The sequence below is a fragment of the Methylomusa anaerophila genome, from assembly GCF_003966895.1.
Lineage (GTDB): Bacteria > Bacillota > Negativicutes > Sporomusales > Sporomusaceae > Methylomusa > Methylomusa anaerophila.
The window spans coordinates 317,229-335,436 of sequence record NZ_AP018449.1; the positions used below are offsets into that span (position 1 = coordinate 317,229).

Consider the following 18,208-nt stretch of genomic DNA (forward strand, 5'->3'; position numbering starts at 1 on the left):
CCCTAATTTAATCTCCCTAATTAATATCTTCTGCTGACCGGGTTCTCAACTTTTCTGACCAAGTCGGCAGCTTCTTCTTGTTTATCATTTCGCCGGATCATAGGCTAATTTCTGCGGGAAAGTCTGTTGCAAGGGGTCAACCACTATTTTGTCTTTCAATTCAAAGCCACCTTTAATCAGCTTGTTTTTGATCGCATATTCATAAACGTCTTTCAACTGGGCAACGTCTTCGGCAGTTAACCGGATTTCGTTGGTAATATCTTTAATATCCCTGGCTACGGCCTCTTTAGGCAGCTTTACAGCTTTAAAGGCAATTTCACCTGTCTCTTCCGGGTGTTCGTTAATCCATTGGGAAGCTTCATCAAGGGCCAGAAGAATTCGTTTGGCTGCTTCCGGTTTTTCTTTTAACAGTTTTTCTTTGACTACCAGGAAGCCCCGTGCTTCGAAGGGAATGTCGGCCTGTGAACCTATAATCCTGGCTCCCGGGACCTTTACAGCTTTATCTAGCCAGGTGCCGCTAAAGAAGGCAAGGTTGATGTCTCCCCGGTCAAAGGCAGCGAATATTTCCGCCGCCGAAGTCAAGCCGACACGATTTACCTCCCCTTCTTTATATCCATTTTTGTCCAAATACCTGGAGACGATGTACTCCTGCACAGTAGCTTTAGAAACACCGAAATTTTTGCCTTTTATGTCCTGGGGGGAATTAATGCCATCCCGGGCGACAACTTTTGTTTTATCAGCTTTACCTGTCTGGATAAAGCTGATGATCCGCAGGTCGCCGGTGTTGAATCTGGACAGAGCGGCAAAGTCCATTGCTTCGCCTACGTCCACCTGATCGGCCAGCGCCGCGTTTAAAGTATCAATACCAAAAGAATAAGTACTTATCTGCGGTTCTATGCCATGTTTCGCAAAAAAACCTTTTTCCCTGGCCACATGGAACTGCAGGCTAAAGGTACCTGCGTCCACCCCGAACCGCACAGGTATTGGCTTTTGATCAACAGATTTTCCGGATGCATTCTTATCGGCGGTTTGGCTCCCACAACCGGCAAGGATAATCGTTAACAGCGTAATTAACAGTAAGCTTAATAATTTGCTTTTCAATTTGCTTTTTTGTTTCATTAACTCAGCTCCCGCCCCGTACTTTGTATTTTTTAATTTCCCAATATATCCATTTGTTTAGCGAATTCACTTGCCGCCAAAACGATTTTCAGTTGTGATGCCGTATCTTCCCAAAGCTTGGGCGCTAATGACCCGGATAAGCTTATCGGTAAAGAACCCCATCAGCCCCAGGGATATCAAGCCGATAAATACCCAGTCGGTTTTAAAATAGAGCCGTGACGTCCAGATCAGGTAACCGATGCCTTCGTTGGCCGCAATCATTTCCGCGCCCACAATTGCCATAAAAGAGTTTCCCATGGCCAGCCTTACACCGGTGAAGATATAAGGAATTGTAGCCGGAATAACAACATGGAAGAAAATTTGAGTCTCCGAAGCCCCAAGGCTTCTGGCAGCCCTGATTTTTTCTTCATCCAGGGCCAGCACACCTGATGCCGTATTTAGCATGACAATAAACGATGTACCGTACATGATAAGGATCAGTTTCGATTCCTCGCCGATGCCAAACCACAAAACAAATAAAGTAATGAAGGCAATTGAGGGAATAAAACGGAAAAAGTTAAGATATGGATCAATCAACTGGCGAAAAATCTTAACATGGCCTATGAGTAAACCAATAGGCGCTCCCCATAAGCTTCCTAGCAGCCATCCGGCTAAAACCCGGCGCAAACTAACAAGAACGAAGTTTAACCAGGAGCCATCGGCAAGTAATTCCATTAATCCGTGCACAACGTCCAGAGGACCAGGCAGAAAATCAGGCTTGCCAAATGTAAGCGAAGCAAGCTGCCAGATACCGATTGCAGCCAGCCAGGACGCAACACCGATTTTGAGTAAATATTGTATGAAATTCATGAACCTCCACCTTTAACTGCCGATTTAAACAACTAACTTTTCTTGATTCTCACATACTGATATTTCTTCGAAAAAGTTGGCTGCAATTTTCTTATAAAGATCATTGAACTCCCTGGCGGTTATGTCTCTGGGATAAGGAAGTTTTACTTCATGAATTTTATAAATTGTGGCATCCGGGGACTTGGACATAATGCCAATTCGCTGACCAAGCAGTATTGCTTCCTGGATATCATGAGTGACAAAAACTATGGTTTTTTTGGCCTGGATCCAGATACGCACCAACTCCTGCTGCATACTGCGCCTGGTCATGGCATCCAGGGCGCCGAAGGGCTCATCCATCAGTAATATGGCCGGGTCATTAGCCAGTACTCTGGCCAATTGGACCCTTTGCTTCATCCCGCCGGAGAGTTCGCGGGGAAATTTATTTTCATGCCCTGCCAGCCCGACCAGCTTGATGAATTTATTTGAGATCTCCTGCCGCTTACCTGGATTTACCTTCTTCATGCGCAAACCAAATTCAATATTCTCTCTGACATTAAGCCAGGGGAACAAAGATGCATCAGGGTGTTGAAACACCACGGCCCTTTCCCGTCCGGGCTCACAAATAGGCTGGTTGTTGAGCAACAGGCTACCGGCTGTCTTATCAAAAAAACCAGCGATAACATTTAGTAACGTGGACTTGCCGCAACCGCTTGGTCCCAACAGCACAAAGAATTCTCCGCCATTTATCCGCAGGTTGATATCCTTGAGCACGTTATGAGTATTCGGTCCGGCCGTTGCAAATGTTTTAGCCAGATTCTCAATCAAAATGCAGTTGACCTGATGTTGACCAGTTAACATTTTTTCTTTCCCTGCCTTTTATTAGTTTAATTAGCCGACCTTGTCTCTTAGCCCGTGATTAAGCCGGCTTTGCCAGGACAATATCCGACCGGTTAAGTCTTCCACTAAAGTAATTGCACCATTAAAACCAATATAACTTTTGCTCAAAACGGCTGTATCGGTAATAGGAAACGAAACTTGCAGTACCGGAACATTTAATTCTGCCGCTATCTCTTGTTCCAGGACGCTTCCCAAAATCAACTCGACGTCATTTCTGCGGATGATGTCATTAATCCGGCCCCGGTCTTCATTAAAGAAAACTTCTGTTTTAGAGCCCCGAACCAGTTGCTTTATCTCTTCGCTTAAACGCTCTTGACAGGACTGGGGCGGGTTATCCGTTATGATCACTACTTTGGGAATCAGCCCAAAGGATTTGCTTAAAAACCTGGCCAGGCCAAGGGCCAACCCGGCCTCCCCGGCCAGCGCAAACTCTTTTTGCAAGTCGTATTCAAAATAAGCGTCAGTAATTCTCTCCAGGTAATGGGCCAGACGCTGTTCTTCCCGTTGTTGCACTTTTGCCAACTTGCGGTCATCTAAATTCAACTTTTCCCTCAGCACCTGAAGAACCACACTGGTATCGTCAACCCCTACCGGCAGACTGTCAAACGCCAGAAACGGGGTACCGAATTTGTTTTCCAAATAATCGGCAATTCCTGTACCCCAGGGAGAAAATATCAGATTAAGCTCTGCCTGGGGAACTTGCTGCCAGGTTTTGATGCTTTGACCAAAACCAAAAAGAGTATTGGCCGTCAAACCTACTTCGGCTAGTATATTTTGCAATTCCCAAAGATGGCCTTGCCAAAAAACGTCCTGCCCGGGAATGATTCCCAGAATATTGACAAATCGAAAATTTTCTTCTGCCGGCACTTGGGCCAATTTAGGCAACTGTTCAATAATTCTTTTTACCGTTACTTCATAGCCGGTGTGGACATCCCCCTTAAAACCCGGGGTTGAAACATGAATTACCGGCAACCCCTGCTCCTGGGCTTCTTTGGTCATTGCCGGAATATCGTCACCGACAAGTTCGGTGGCGCACCCTGACAAAACCACGTACAAATCAGCCTTAACAATCTTCACCGTATTCTTAATTTGTTCCCGCAACCGGGATGAACCCCCAAAAATGACCTGTTTTTCCATAATGTTGGAAGACGGTGTTGCTACCCCGCCGGTATAGCCGGCACCGTTCCAACCGCCAACCCTGCTCCCGCCAAGATATTGCTGAATTCCGCAGCCGGCGGTAGAATGAACAATAGGTACGATCCCCTTTACCGCCTGAACAGTCTGAAGTGCGCCGGCAAGTACACAATGATTGCGCGAACTCTCAATTGGGTGGCCCATACTATTTTACCTCCAGCTTGATGTACCAGTTGGGACTTTTATGATACCACCCCTGTTGGTAGAGCGATGCCGAATTTTTCTTTAGCTTCTGGACAAAAGACTTGTTGAAAAGTGCTTTTTTCAACCGGTGACTAACTTCAGCTACTCCCTGATATCCCAATATTGATAAATTATCCACCGCTATTGCCGCAATACCGAGCTTAGCCGCCCAAACCGCATTTTCCGCATTGCCAATATAGACGTCCGGTTTTAGCCGTTCGAGAATATTAGCCTGTTCAAAAGGCTGACCTTGAGCCACGTGTACTTGCAGAGCCGGATTTTTATCTGCCACTTCGGCTAGTTTAAGCTGATGCAATTTATCGATATGATGAACGGTTAAACCTACCACTTCCGCTCCCAATTCTTCCACCAAACTTGCCATACCGCAAGCAGTTGAGGTCGGCAGGTTAATATAAGCCTTTACATTTGTAAAATCACACATCCCCATCGAAGGCCCGAGCTGACTCATCCCCGCCACATTCAACTCATCCGCTTCCCGTTCCAGCCCTACAGCCTTACCCAGAGCAGCAAGCCAGTGGTATGTTCCCTTTATCCCAATAGGCGGCGCCGGCTGCAAAAACTGTACCCCGTAATTTTCCTCAAGTATTTGCCCTAAATAATGACTATAATCGGAATTAATACTGATCGAGACTTTGGCCCGGGGAGCCTTAGTGAAATTTTGGATATCAGCAGTGCGGGGCAGGATGTTAGCTTCAAGCCCCAGGCCATTGATCATTCTTTCGATTTCTCTGATATCCTGGCATCTTTCCGTTATTGAAAGTAAGTTAATAAAATTGCCTCGTTCACAGCCCTGCTTAAATGGCAGGTATTTAATCAAAGCATGCAGGGCGGTATCATAACCTGTAATGCCGGTTTTGGATTTGAAACCGTCAGAATAAACGGGTACAATGATGAGCCCCAGTTCCGCCCGCAACTCTGCAACAACAGAAAAAATATCATCATTGTTAATCGCCACAACCGGAGTGGCAATAACGAAAATTATCTGGGGTTGATACCGGCGGTTGAGCGTGATTATGGCTTCCCGCAAGCTGGCTTCGCCCCCCATAATTGTGTCCCGTTCATTCAGATTGGTTAACGCCCACCGGTTTTTAAACTCACCGGAAGTTTCGAAATACAGTTGGCTGGCGCTACACCCCCTGGGTCCGTGGACAATGGCGACAACATTATTGATCCCGCTAAGCAGGCGCAAGACACTGACAACATCATCAACCGCAGTCTGGGAGAAGGTTCTGACCCGCTGTTTCATATCCTCCTTCTTAAGCTCCTGCAACAGTAAGCCGGCTTCGCCAAAGTAGGCGCTTAGCGTATTCAGCCTTTTTTCCCTGACGGAGACGGTTTTTCCCTGCAATGAATTTGGCTTCATTCCATTCCATCCTCCCCCTAAATTGCCGCTTCCTGTCTAACGACGCCTGCTTCCATCTCAAATATCCTGTCGCCCCAATCCCTTGCCCAATTTCTTAATTCAGTGACACCCAGCGGTTTAGGTATGACGGTCTCATCATTTTCCACAATATAGTGCGCCAACTGTCTGTATATCCGGGCATGCTCCGATTCGGGCGAAGCTTCAATAACTGTCTGCCCATACAGCTCACTTTGAGAAACAATAAGGGAGCGCGGCACATATCCGGCCACTTTAGCGCCGGTCCGGTTGGCAAAATCATCAACAATACCCTGGGAATACACGGCCGACAAGCCGTTGGCGATTATCCCTCCCAGTAGAGCTCCGTCGAACGACGCATATTTATTGATAGCCTTAAACAGATTATTGGCAGCATACAACGCCATAAAATCAGATGAACTGACTACAAACACTTCATCGGTAATACCTTCCCGGATGGGTACGGCAAAGCCGCCGCACACTACATCGCCCAGCACGTCATATAAAACGAAGTCGGGTTTGAATTCCTCAAATAATTTCAGTTCCTGCAGCAATTCCACCGCCGCGTTAATTCCCCGTCCCGCGCAGCCTACACCGGGAACCGGCCCGCCGGCTTCGATGCACAACACCCCTTTAAAACCGACTGCCGAAATATCTTCCAGCCTGACTTTGGTTTCATCTCTAATACTATCTAAAACTGTCGGCAAATATTTGCCGCCGCGTAAAGTATTGGTCGAATCACTTTTGGGATCGCAGCCGATCTGAATCACCCGGTAACCGGTTTCCGCCAGGGCCGCGCTTATATTTGAAGTGGTTGTAGACTTGCCTATGCCGCCCTTGCCGTAAATGGCAATCCGTTTTGGGTTCTTTTCCCCCATGTAAACACTCCCTTAGTTTCAAGTATTTGGCTGCCAATAATGTGAAAATACTGCAGGCCAAGTATATTCCTTGCGGAATTACCAGCCTGCAGTATTTCTGCTCAGCACAAATTGTTAAAGATTGGGTTTATTATAGCACCTGATAATAACCGCGTAAGTCACCCAGACGACATTTGCAAGAAAATTTACAGCATGCTTTATCCAATTACGGCTACCCCCGCTTTGATAAGTATCGTTACATATGTTAACTTATTGCAATAAAGCTTGCTAATTACAGTTCGACTATCATAGCCACACCATTGTTGCATTAAACTCTGCAATTAATGATTTGATTATCATAGTCGCACCGTGGGCTGCCGCTTCCGGACTTCGGGGAGGGGGAGGGAGAAATTCCCCTGCCGAAGCCCAGTACCTTGTTACCTCTAAAAGCAAGGGTAAGTTTGCAGGATTTTTCCGCCCTGCTTCGTTGTCGTCGCCTTACATATTCTCGATATGCGCGGCTCCTCCGCCTCGCAGGCCGAAAAAATCCTTGCAAACTTATACCATGTTTTAAAGGTAACAAGGTACTAGTTTTGCGGAAGCTAAACGAATTTACTTGCACCCTTGCGAGCATCCGCAGGAGCCGTTATTGCCTTCTGATGACCGACAATCCACAGCTGTCTTAAGAATGCTGTTCTTTATGAATTTGCCTCTTTTCCCATAAGCCTTTAATGCTTTATCAATGGAACCGGTCACAGGTAAAGCAATAACCCCCTGCCTTCGTAATTCTCTCTCCGCCCTGGGGCCAATTTGAATCACCAGCACTACTTCGACGTCAGCCAGCAATTCAGCTGTAGCACCGGCAGTGTGCCCGGTGGCATCCTGGGTGCAATGGGGACCGTTTTCCCGGCGTTCCAAAAACGTGTACGCGCTTTCATCAACTTCATAAATCCAGAATTCTTTTGCTTTGCCAAAATGTTCATTGATTGATATTCCGTCGGTAGTGGCGACAGCAACTTTAGACATGTTTTTCACTCCTCTTAATTAATGAATAAGCTGCATCCCAAATTTTTGGAATACAGCTTCTGGCTAATGAACTCATCCGTGCTAATCTCTTGATTATAGCGGTCCGCCGTATTTAACCATAAGATCCTCCATCAGGTTCAATCCGCCCCGATAGCCGACATAACTGCGATCTACAATAAGCCGGTCGTAAGCCGGAAAACCCACACTGAGGAATAAGGCGCCGCCAAGTTCCTTCTCCGCGATATACCTTTCCATAGAGCTGGCGAACACGATCTGAACGGTATAATTACGGAGCAGCAGTCTGATTTTATGGGAATCGATTTCAAAAACGACTTTGGGTTTCAATACACTTTCCAAATCCTCGGTTAAATCCCGGATAATTCCTTCCCGATATTCTTGCGGCGGATCGTCGGTGACAATCACAATTTCAGGATTAAACCCAAGTTCATTGGTGGCATATTTTGTAACCGCTATCGCCGTGCTGCTGTCGGCTACCACTGCATAGTACGCGTGGGGTATGGCGACAACCAATATATTCCCTACATACTCCGTAAAACGGTAAGCGTCCCTTTCCTCCCCGTTCACCACTCTGTCAATGACATCCGGGGATATTTTAAATTTATCGCCAAGTACTTGCAGGAATTTAGTCGTATCTTTGGGCCCAATCGGTAAAGAGGGAAAAATGTGATAGGGAGTGCCAAAGCGCTCTGCGAGCTTTTTAGCCGGGTTGATACCCCACAAGGAAAATACCAGATTTAATTCAGCGGCGGGAATCCTGTTTAAGGCTTCCAAGCCGTTTAAATCACCAAATATAATGTTCGCCTCAATGCCGACTTTTTCCAGCAGTTGTTTAAGATTGCGAAGATCCCCTTTCCAGAAAATATTCTGTGTGGGGACGACTCCCAAAATATTTACCGTTTTCTTTTTGACCGGCTGTTCTTTTAGCAGTTGATCAATAACGGCGTCAAAATAGAGTTCATACCCCTTATATGAATTCCCGGCGAAACCTGACGTTTTGACATGGATAAGAGGTGCACGGTCACGAAATTCCGATATTACCGCGTCTACATCGTCACCGATCAAAGCAGGTACGCAAGCCGAGATTACCGTATATAAATCGCCAGGCATCAGCTTAATCGTACTGTCAATCAGTTTTCTTAATTTGTCCTCGCCGCCGAAGATAACATGTTCCTCAACTAATGTGGAGCATGGCGTGCTGGCGCCGCCAACCGGACCGGGGCTGTTAAGCCCGGAAGCAAAACTCTGGCCAAAATTTTGGGCAAAGCCGCAACCGCCCCCGGAATGCAGGATAGGAACAGAGCCAAAAGTGGCCAAGGCTGCCGCATAGGCTCCGCCCATGGCGCAGGAATATCTCGGAGCCTCAACAATCTCAGGAAATAATTGCGGCTCATCTTCTTTTGCCAACGCCATCGATTATTTTGCCTCCCCGTTTGCAAAATAAAGCGGATCAGGCTGTTGATACCACCACTCGTTGTATACATCCGGTGTCTTTTCCAGCATCGTCTTTTGGAACGAGCGGTTTTTTGTGGACTGCAGCAGGAAGTTGCCGGCAGCTATTGCTCCTTTGTATCCGGCCTGCGCGCTCCAGGGACGGGCATCTCCCCGGGCAGAGTGGATTCTGGTTGCTCCTCGGTCGCGTTTATAGGCGCTTCCCTGGAAGGGGCAGGTCAACGCGATGTCCGGATCATATCTTCTGGTGTGATGGGCCACTTCCGCCGCCTGGAAAGTATTGACCAAAACGTCAAAATCCCCGACCTCTTCGATCAGTTTTTCCGTTTCATCCACTACCAGGTTATCAAAATCAAGACAAATGGCAGCCGGCGTTTTTACCCCTAATTCATTGAAAAACGGAACTTGGGTAAGCATTCTTCCCTGTCCCAAAGAGCCAAGAACGTTAATATCTTGGCCTTTGCCAATTTTGTCAAATTCCTTCTGTATGACCTCCAGTTTGGGCAGCCACTCATCGTGTTCTTCCACGATTAATTTTTCCACTTCTTTTTCTTTACCGGTATAGTAAGCGATGGCCCGCAGCCACTCATCCGTATGTTCTATGCCGATAGGCGAAGGATATAAGAAGTAAGGTACACCGTACTCCTGTTCGAGACCCCGCGACAGGTAATCGGTAAATGAGGAGCAGATAGGAGCGGTAACAGCCGCCTCCGACAGTATTTCAAACTGCTCAACTGTGGAAAATTCAGGAACAAAGTTGGGCCGTAATCCTATTTTCCCCAGCAACCGGGTAATTTCTATCCGGTCCTGCCAGGTATAAGATAACATACTGGCCACATTGACAAGATCTTTTTGCTTCTTGGCAGGCTTTTTCACCAGGTATTTGAGTATACCGTGCCAAAAAGCATCATAGCCGGTTTGTATAAGCTTGGAGCGAATTCCTTCGCAGTGGATGGCAACTATTCTTGCATCTATCTCCGGCTGAACCTCGTCCACAATTCCCGCGATGTCTTCCCCGATAATGCCGGTGGTGCAGGATGCCAAAACAAATATTGCTTTGGGGTTATATCTCGCTTGCGCCTCCTGGATGGCGTATTTCAATTTGTCGCCGGCTCCGTAAATAACATCTTTTTCGTTCAGGTTGGTAGTCAGCCAATGAAAATCATAGTTTTCCGGGCGCCCCAAAGAGGTCGGAACCTTGCGGAATATTTCCCGATATCCCAAACCAACCACAGAGCAGCCCACCGGCGCATGGACAATCATCACCGAATCACGAATTGTCATAACACGCTGGGTTAGATAGAAGTTTAAAAGACAACCCGACGACTGTTGAAAGGAACGTTCCCGGTTTGGTACCGCCCCATCCTTTACCTCTTTAATGAGCTCACTGGCTTTGCCGAAAAACGCGTTAATGCCATTACCGCGTTGTTCCCTGGTGGGGCAGGTATTCTCTTTTAGATTGATCATTGTACAAACCTCCTGTTCTTTTTAACTTTTATCCAATTGCAACTATATGAAAAAAGAGATCATTTTCTTATGAATAAAGAAAATGATCTCCAGCAACTCACTGGTCAATCCAAGTCAGTATATTACGTTTTTATTATTGTATTACACTATTTGGAAGCTGTCAAGTAATTTATCGCGGCTAATTTATCGTGGCTAGCAATTCTATCGCTATTTGCTCTGCTGTTTCATCCATCCTGCTTTTTAATGACAAAGTTAGCTTCGCGTTATCTTGGTTGTTTTATAGAACCCTAGATGCAGCCCTCAATATGTTTTCCCATCAGGTTGCGACATAAATATTTTTCTCCTTTACTTCTGTCTTCAAGGGAGAAAACTCATAATGGATTTCTTTGCTGACATTTCTTTTATTTCTACTTTATCACAGTTGCAGCAGACAGTTTACTGATATTCCAGAATCATGATATTCCAAAATCATCTTGACGAAAACCGGTAAGGGTGTTAAATTGTAATTGTTAATATATTAACAATTACAATTGGGGGTCGTAATAATTCAAGAAAACGGAAATACACCGGAGAGGTATCTTTCCATGCAGGTGCTCCATGAATTTAATTTGCTTCAAAATATTTTTGAAGATGTTTTTTCTATGCATTTTGCGCGTTATGGCCTGTCGTGGCCGAAGTATAAGGTTTTAATTAATCTCTATATGTCGGGTGACTATGGATTGATTCAGTCGGAATTAAGCGCGAAGCTGCTTGTCTCCAGGGCAAATATAACCAGCTTGATAGAGCGGTTGGAAAAAGAAGATCTGGTAATTCGCAGAAACGATTCCGCCGATAAACGAGTGTTTCGAGTTTACCTCAGCAACAGGGCTGTTGCACTTATGCATGCATTTCTTCCCATACATAATGATTTTGTGCATAAAGCCATGTCATCGCTTAGTACATCGGAAAAAAAAGAATTGATTTTTCTGTTAAAAAAACTAAATACGGGATTGGATTGAATAAAGAATGTTCTGCGGCGGTGTATATATGCAGGCCTTTCCCTTGAAACCTTGGGGTTAAATGTTGAGAAAGTGTGTTCTCAGGCGGTTTTTACCGCTGGATTTATTGCCGGTGAATCACAGTAACCGGCATGTTGTTGATTGACTTGAAAAGAGGAGAGGAGATGGAAAAAGATGAATTGTGAAAGGTGCGGCGAACCCATCACGGAAAATGAAAGTTTTAAACATCATGGTAAGCTCCTATGCGAAGATTGTTATATTGGAGCCTTGCAGCCGCCGAAAACTTGCGACGTGGCCGCAGTGCATGCGGCGAAAAAGCACCGGGAGATGTTTGGTCAGACTGGTACCGAAGGGCTTACGGCTTTGCAACAGGAAATTTACAATTATATTAAGGAGCAGGGCAAAGCAACCAGACCGGAATTAATGGCTCATTTCAAACTGCCGGAGTGGGAACTGGAAAAACAGTTTTCTATCTTGCGTCATTGTGAACTGGTAAAGGGAAGAAAAGAGGAAGACCAGATATACCTAGTTCCCTTTGACTCTTAACTTTCACCAAAAACCGTTCTTACTTGGGATGATTATGGCAAAATTACCGTTCCACAGGTCTTAGGGGTCAATTACTTAAATAATTTGTTAAGCCAAGTGGGCTGCAGCATGCAGTAAGCTTTTGGTATAGTTGTTTTCCGGTTGGTTTATAATCTTATGGGTAAAACCTTGTTCCACGATGCTGCCGTTTTTCATTATTGCCAGGCGGTCACTGATTTTTCTGGCCAGAGCAATATCGTGGGTAATAAACAGAACCGCCAATCCCCGTTTATCCTGCAAGTTGAGAAGCAGTTTCACGATTTTAGCCTGAACGCTGGCATCAAGGGCTGAGGTAGGTTCGTCGGCGATTAATATTTTCGGACTCAAAGCCAGCGCCCGGGCGATAACCACCCGTTGTGCTTCGCCGCCGCTGAGTTGATGGGGGTATTTGCGAAGAAACTCGTCGCTGGCCGGGAGTTCAACTTCCGCCAGCAATAGCTTTACTAACGTCAGTCTTTCCTTCTCGCTGCCGCGCCGCTGGATATCCAGCGGCTCTTTTATTGCCTGCAGTACATTCAGCCGGTGGCTAAGGGCCTCCTTGGGATTTTGGAATACCATTTGCACTTGTTGATAAAACCAACTGTCATGGCAGGCTACGATTTGACCGTCAAGGGCAATACGGCCGGCTTCAGCCGTTAGCAGGCCCATGATGGATTTGGCTACCGTCGTTTTGCCTGAACCGCTTTCCCCCACCAGGGCGAGAGTTTCCCCTTCGTATAATGTTAAACTAAGATTATCGACTACTTTGCGGTTACCAAAAATCTTGGTGAGACCGGCTACCTCCAGCAAGGGGACAATACCGCCGCGATGGCAAGCCAGCAACCGACTGCTGTCAAGTTTAAGCTGGGGGACCACGGTCAGGCATACCGGCAGATGCTGAGTACATCTGGGGTGAAACGGGCAACCGGAAACACCGTGTTCCATTTGTCCCGGGATACCTTGCAAGTCCTTGACTGTGGTCATATTGGGAAAGGATCGGAGCAGACCCCGCGTATACGGATGACGCGGGTTATCCATTACCACGGCGATAGGTCCGGTTTCAACAACCCTGCCGCCATACAGTACAGTGACGGAATCGGCCAACTCAGCGGCAGTGGTAAGGTCATGGGTGATCAAGATGGTTGCTATTTCCGCCGTAACCCGTTTCAGTAAAGTGAGTATTTCCTGTTTGGTAAGGGGATCTAAAGAAGCTGTGGGTTCATCAAGAATCAAGATTTGAGGCTGATTGACAAGCGCCATGGCGATTAACGCCCGTTGCTTTTCGCCGCCGCTTAGTTCATGAGGGAAGGATTTTCCCTGGCGTTCATTCAAACCGATATTGCTTATCACTTCCCACGCCCGCTCAGTGGCGGAAGCCGGCGTAATATTTTCGTGGACTAAAATAGCTTCCGCCACTTGTTCAACGATGGAGTATAAAGGATGAAGATAGTTATCCGTATTCTGAAAAACCATGGCGATTTGTTTTCCCCGGATATGTCGGAGTTCCGGTTCGCTAAGGGTTAGGAGATTTTGACCTGACCAGTAAATTTCGCCGCCGGCTTGCCCGCCGGTTAAGCCCAAAATGCTAAGGCCCAAGGTGGTTTTACCTGCTCCCGATTCACCGATAACAGCCATTATCTGATTTGGTAACAGTGTGAGATTTATCTCCCGTAAGACGGGGATCTTATCAAAACATACAGTTAAATTTTTGATAGCCAGAAGTTCTGCCGATACTTGCATAATTTACCTCTTTTCCATGCGTAAACGCGGGTTGAAAACGGTTTCAAAAGTGTAGCCAGTAAAGACCAGACCGGTGATTGTCAGCGAAACAGCCAAACCGGCCGGTAGCAGACACCATTGCCAGACGTCCAGATAGATAAAAGGCAGCGCCTGTTGTATCATTTTACCCCAACTGATTAACGCCGGGTCGCTGACTCCCAGGAAAGATAGGCCGGCTTCCATAAAAATAGCCCGTCTGGCATTATTGATGATAATGGCAATAAGGATTGGTCCCAGGTCAAGCAGTATATGCCGTAACAGTAAATATCGCCAATTAGCGCCGAATGTTCTGGCAGCGGCATAAGACATACGGCTTTTGAGACTTAAAGTTTGCGCTCGGATGATCCGGGCCCCGGACGGCCAGACAAAGGTTGCGAGGAGAAGAATTAGCAAGAGAATATTTGGTTTTAAATAGGCGGCTGTCAGGATCATGAGGATTACCGGCGGTATGACTAGCAAGATATCAATGAAGCGCAGGCAAAACTCTTCATAGACGCCGCCAAACATGGCTGACGTGCCGCCAATAAGAAGGCTTAACGCGGCGCTGAGAAAAGCGGCGCCAGCTGCCACCAGCAAAGAGGTTCGGGCGCCATATACAAGCTGGGACCAGATGTCTTGGCCTACATCATTGGTACCCAGCCAGTATTTAGCGGATGGCGGGTGGAATATATCGCCGGTGTAAGCTGAAGGCCGGAATTGAGTTAAAAACGGAGCCAGCGTAGCTGCCAAGATTACCAGGGTAAGGATACATAGACCAATCTGACCGAAACGGTTGTGAAATAGTTCTCTATTGTAACGAATATGCACTCTCCGGTCCTCCTGCCTCCTGTTAACTTTGGGTTCTTGGGTCGAGTCTCGCGTATAAAAAGTCTGTTAAATAATTAATTATCAGCACGATGATGGTTATCAACAGCAAAATGCCTTGGAGTAGGGGATAGTCGCGAGTCATTAGCGCTTTGTAGAGCAAAGTGCCCATGCCGGGATAGACAAACACGACTTCAATTAATAACACGCTGCTTATCAGGTGGCCGAAATTAAGTCCGGTGGCTGTGACCACCGGCAGCAAAGCGCAACGTCCGGCGTGACGGTAGCGCAAGGAATAATCCGGGCAGCCTTTGGCTCTGGCAGTCCGGATGAAAGCTTCACCCATTACGGTTACCATAGTATTGCGGGTCAGCAAATAAGTTGCGGTCAGGTGGACCATCACCAGGGAAGTGAGCGGCAGCACAAGATGGTGCAGGATATCCAATGCAATAGCCGGTCCCGTATAGCCGCTGTATGGTGTCATCGCTCCGGACAAAGGAAGCAAACGTAAAGAGACTGAAAAAGTCAGCAGTAAAATAATGCCGAAGAAAAAATTAGGCAAGCCGCTGAAGATCATTATTCCGCCTAAAAAATACCGGTCCAGACTACTGTTACGGCGATAACCCGATTCAATGCCGAGAATAATTCCGGCCAGGGTGGAAAGAATAAGGGCCGAACCAGCCAACAGGACGGTCCAGGGGAGGAACCCGGCGATCAGGCCTGTAACCGGGGCGTTATAAAAATAGGAATATCCCAAGTCAGCTCTGGCTAATGATAATATATAGGCGGCAAACTGTTCGTCTAAAGACCGGTCAAGGGAAAAATGCTGAATTAATTCTGCCTGCAGTTCCGGCGTCATATTGGTTAGCGCTTCGTCGCCATATATTGCGTGCAGCGGGTCGCCGGGCAGCAAACGCGGCAAGAGGAAGTTCAAAACAAAAATGATACATAAAGCAATTAGATAGTTAGTTGTGATTTTTGCATTTGGCATTGTATAAGCTCCTGTGATTCTTGCAGTTATTTAATAAACGACAGCTTGTTCAACGGCATGGGAACGCCGGAACCAATACCTTGTTTGGTAAAGAATAAGGTTGTTTTGGGATTATAGGCATAGTACCATGTGGGATAGTACAAAGGCAAGGCGGGGACTTCACTTGCATATGCCGCCTGCACTTGGTCAATCAACTGCCGGCGTGCAATTATGTCCATAACGGCCACCTGTTTGCTGAGCAGGGCCGCCAATGTTTCGTTCGCCTGGAAGCGGGCGCTGTTGAAGCCTTTGCCGATAATGTTTTTTGTCAGATAATCCGGGTCGGCGCCCAAGCCGCCGTGTCCATTTAAAGCCAGTTCAAATTTCCAGTCATTGAGGCGGCTGTCGAGGGTTTTGGATTCCAATGTACGCAGGCTGACTTTGATGCCGATTTTCTCCAACTGGGACTTAACAAACTCTCCCTGACGCTCGCCGGGATAGCCGATTATACCGCCATTGCCCACCAGTAGTTCAACCTCCAGCGGTACGCCGTTCTTTTCCAGGTACGGACCGTTTTTGGCATAGCCTAGACTGCTTAAGATATTTTGAGCTTTGGCTGGGTCATAGGAGTAAAGATCTTTTAGCGACGGATTAAACCAGTCGTTGTCGGACGGGACTAAACCGGGACTTGCAGCTAGTCCCTGACCGCGTAAGGTTGTTTCAATGAGAGAACTTCGGTCAATGGCATCGGCCAGCGCTTGACGAAATTCTTTATTATTGAAGGGCTCTTGTCGGTGATTAATAACCAGCTTGGCCACCCAGTCATGAGGCATGGTCAAAATTTTAAGACCGGTCTGCGCCAATGGTTTTACAAGTTCTGCCGGCACTTGGGCCATATCGACTTGGCCCTGCTTGAGCGCGGCGGCCGCCATCTCCATGTTCATTTTGACCATTTTTATCCGGCGGAATTTAGGCTTTCCCTGATAGTACCCGTCGTAGGCTTCATATAAATAAGAGCCGTGTTCCTTGCTGTAATCAATGGCTTTAAACGGGCCGGCGCCAATTAAGGCTTCTTTTTGTTGGAAATGCACCGGATCATTCACATTCTTCCAAATATGTTCAGGCAGGATCGGCACCGTGCCGGCGATGACGTCGAGAAAAGGAGCATAGGGACCATGCAGGTAAAACTTCACTTCATATTCATTTAAGGCTTCTATTTGTTTGATCATACTGGTGTCGGTAGTTTGGTAAGGATGGATCTTCAGATATTCATACGTAAATACCACGTCTTTGGCCGTGAACTTCTGACCATCATGCCAGGTGGCATTTTTTTGCAAATGGAATATATAGGAGATTTCATCCTGGTTATAGTCCCAAGTAGCCGCCAAAGCGGGAATGTAGCCTTGGTCATCCTTCCATACCAAGGTATCAAAGATAAGGCTCATACGCACATACCCGGGACCGCGGGCGTAGTGGGTGAAAGGTGAGGGAAAACCATAATCGCCTGTAGGATCGGCAACGGTAAATATCAAATTGTCGGCGCCGGTTGAAGCGGTATTGTTCGGTTGCTGATTGCCGCAGCCCTGAACCAGGAATGAAAAAGCGATCAGGCATATAAAGACTAGTATTGTCTGCCGCTGATAATTCAACCTTACCACCCCCTAGTGTATTCTTCAGTACAGGCCAGGCAGGCAATTTTGCCCTTCGTGAGACGGGCGCGGGAGCAGTGGCCGTGAAATTCGATAGCCTTTTGGTAGTCGGCAGGATGGTTTGAATGCATTTACATACCTCCGGTTGTCATGTAATAAAAATAATGACGGGAAATAAAAAAAGGCATGAACAACTACAGGAGTGTCTGCTCCGGTAGAAGGCTTCATACCTTCAATTTCCGCATATTAATCTCTTATATTAATTATCCTATGAAATACTCGGAAATGTCAATGATTTTTGTGCTATTTTGTGTGCTATCTTCAGACTTCCGAAGACCTTACAAATTGATCAAGACGGATGATTTTTCTGTTGAAAAAACTTAATAAAGGAAAGTATTTTTTATGCTTAACTTGATGCCAAACGCTTAAAGCGCTATAAACATATCACACCTATTGACGTAAGCCCATTGATTATATACAATATTCATGAAATATATTTCTTAATTTGAGGTGAACTATGTCCCGCCCATTCAAGGAAAAAACCGTTCGACTTTTACCGCCTATATCCGATTTTAAACCGGCTGGTATTCCGATGCGGCAAATGGAAACCGTTATACTAACCATTGACGAAATGGAAGCTATCCGTCTGGCTGACGTCGAAAAGCTGAGCCAAGCCGCAGCCGCCGAACAAATGGGTGTGTCCGGTTCAACATTCAATCGTGTTTTAATGCGGGCGCATCAAAAAGTTGGCATTGCCCTTTGGCAAGGAAAAGCTTTACGGATTGAAGGTGGAAATTTCCGTGTTTCTCATTCCTGTCATAACAAGTTACGCCATTTTATATGTCAAAACTGCGGTAATGAGTGGGCAATACCTTATGGGAACGGACAGCGGGGCTCTGACCTTATTTGTCCGTTGTGCTCTTCTGCTGATGTCATGAGAAAGGAATGATATAATGATAAAACCATACTCCTATACTAAGCTTTTTTCATTCGCCTGTTGC

General features: G+C 46.5%; 17 protein-coding genes. 3 read left to right on the forward strand and 14 right to left on the reverse strand.

Annotated elements, in window-relative coordinates:
* Window positions 1-84: 84 nt before the first annotated feature.
* The 9 genes from MAMMFC1_RS01310 to MAMMFC1_RS01350 form a co-directional block, all read right to left on the reverse strand.
* The gene (locus MAMMFC1_RS01310) at window positions 85-1,119 is read right to left on the reverse strand and encodes an ABC transporter substrate-binding protein (protein WP_197723885.1); all 1,035 of its coding nucleotides are present in this window, start codon (window positions 1,117-1,119) and stop codon (window positions 85-87) included.
* A gap of 66 nt (window positions 1,120-1,185) precedes the next feature.
* On the reverse strand, window positions 1,186-1,968 hold the full coding sequence (locus MAMMFC1_RS01315; RefSeq protein WP_126305780.1) for an ABC transporter permease: 783 nt from the start codon (window positions 1,966-1,968) through the stop codon (window positions 1,186-1,188).
* A gap of 24 nt (window positions 1,969-1,992) precedes the next feature.
* Window positions 1,993-2,808 (reverse strand): ABC transporter ATP-binding protein, encoded by an 816-nt coding sequence (locus MAMMFC1_RS01320; protein ID WP_126305782.1) that lies wholly within the window; start codon window positions 2,806-2,808, stop codon window positions 1,993-1,995.
* A gap of 30 nt (window positions 2,809-2,838) precedes the next feature.
* Window positions 2,839-4,185: a nitrogenase component 1 gene (locus tag MAMMFC1_RS01325; RefSeq protein ID WP_126305784.1), complete on the reverse strand. Its 1,347-nt coding sequence runs from the start codon at window positions 4,183-4,185 to the stop codon at window positions 2,839-2,841.
* Window position 4,186: 1 nt separating this feature from the next.
* Window positions 4,187-5,608, reverse strand: coding sequence for a nitrogenase component 1 (locus MAMMFC1_RS01330; RefSeq protein WP_126305786.1), 1,422 nt, complete (start codon window positions 5,606-5,608; stop codon window positions 4,187-4,189).
* 17 nt (window positions 5,609-5,625) lie between these two features.
* Entirely contained in the window at window positions 5,626-6,501 is an 876-nt protein-coding gene (locus MAMMFC1_RS01335) for a nucleotide-binding protein (RefSeq protein ID WP_126305788.1), read from the reverse strand.
* 591 nt (window positions 6,502-7,092) lie between these two features.
* Entirely contained in the window at window positions 7,093-7,506 is a 414-nt protein-coding gene (locus MAMMFC1_RS01340; protein WP_126305790.1) for a NifB/NifX family molybdenum-iron cluster-binding protein, read from the reverse strand.
* A gap of 93 nt (window positions 7,507-7,599) precedes the next feature.
* Window positions 7,600-8,937, reverse strand: coding sequence for a nitrogenase component 1 (locus MAMMFC1_RS01345; protein ID WP_126305792.1), 1,338 nt, complete (start codon window positions 8,935-8,937; stop codon window positions 7,600-7,602).
* Between the two features lie 3 nt (window positions 8,938-8,940).
* Complete coding sequence (locus MAMMFC1_RS01350; RefSeq protein ID WP_126305794.1) at window positions 8,941-10,443, reverse strand: nitrogenase component 1; 1,503 nt, start codon at window positions 10,441-10,443, stop codon at window positions 8,941-8,943.
* 584 nt (window positions 10,444-11,027) lie between these two features.
* Here MAMMFC1_RS01350 and MAMMFC1_RS01355 point away from each other — a divergent pair.
* Both MAMMFC1_RS01355 and MAMMFC1_RS01360 read left to right on the forward strand, forming a co-directional pair.
* On the forward strand, window positions 11,028-11,441 hold the full coding sequence (locus tag MAMMFC1_RS01355) for a MarR family winged helix-turn-helix transcriptional regulator (RefSeq protein ID WP_197723886.1): 414 nt from the start codon (window positions 11,028-11,030) through the stop codon (window positions 11,439-11,441).
* A 174-nt stretch (window positions 11,442-11,615) separates the two neighbouring features.
* Complete coding sequence (locus MAMMFC1_RS01360) at window positions 11,616-11,987, forward strand: hypothetical protein (protein WP_126305796.1); 372 nt, start codon at window positions 11,616-11,618, stop codon at window positions 11,985-11,987.
* Window positions 11,988-12,074: 87 nt separating this feature from the next.
* Here the strand turns inward: MAMMFC1_RS01360 and MAMMFC1_RS01365 are convergent, their stop codons facing one another.
* From MAMMFC1_RS01365 to MAMMFC1_RS22550, 5 genes are read right to left on the reverse strand one after another with little or no spacing between them, the layout of a single operon-like run.
* Entirely contained in the window at window positions 12,075-13,745 is a 1,671-nt protein-coding gene (locus tag MAMMFC1_RS01365; RefSeq protein WP_126305797.1) for an ABC transporter ATP-binding protein, read from the reverse strand.
* A gap of 3 nt (window positions 13,746-13,748) precedes the next feature.
* Entirely contained in the window at window positions 13,749-14,591 is an 843-nt protein-coding gene (locus tag MAMMFC1_RS01370; protein ID WP_126305799.1) for an ABC transporter permease, read from the reverse strand.
* 22 nt (window positions 14,592-14,613) lie between these two features.
* Window positions 14,614-15,579 carry an ABC transporter permease gene (locus MAMMFC1_RS01375; protein WP_126305801.1) on the reverse strand — a complete coding sequence of 322 codons (966 nt, stop codon included), beginning with the start codon at window positions 15,577-15,579 and terminating at the stop codon, window positions 14,614-14,616.
* A gap of 26 nt (window positions 15,580-15,605) precedes the next feature.
* Entirely contained in the window at window positions 15,606-17,207 is a 1,602-nt protein-coding gene (locus tag MAMMFC1_RS01380; protein WP_197723887.1) for an ABC transporter substrate-binding protein, read from the reverse strand.
* A 2-nt stretch (window positions 17,208-17,209) separates the two neighbouring features.
* Entirely contained in the window at window positions 17,210-17,338 is a 129-nt protein-coding gene (locus tag MAMMFC1_RS22550; RefSeq protein ID WP_269471855.1) for a hypothetical protein, read from the reverse strand.
* Window positions 17,339-17,724: 386 nt separating this feature from the next.
* Between MAMMFC1_RS22550 and MAMMFC1_RS01385 the strand changes: the two genes are divergently transcribed.
* Window positions 17,725-18,156, forward strand: a complete 432-nt coding sequence (locus MAMMFC1_RS01385) for a DUF134 domain-containing protein (RefSeq protein ID WP_126305803.1) — start codon at window positions 17,725-17,727, stop codon at window positions 18,154-18,156.
* The last annotated feature ends 52 nt before the right edge of the window (window positions 18,157-18,208 follow it).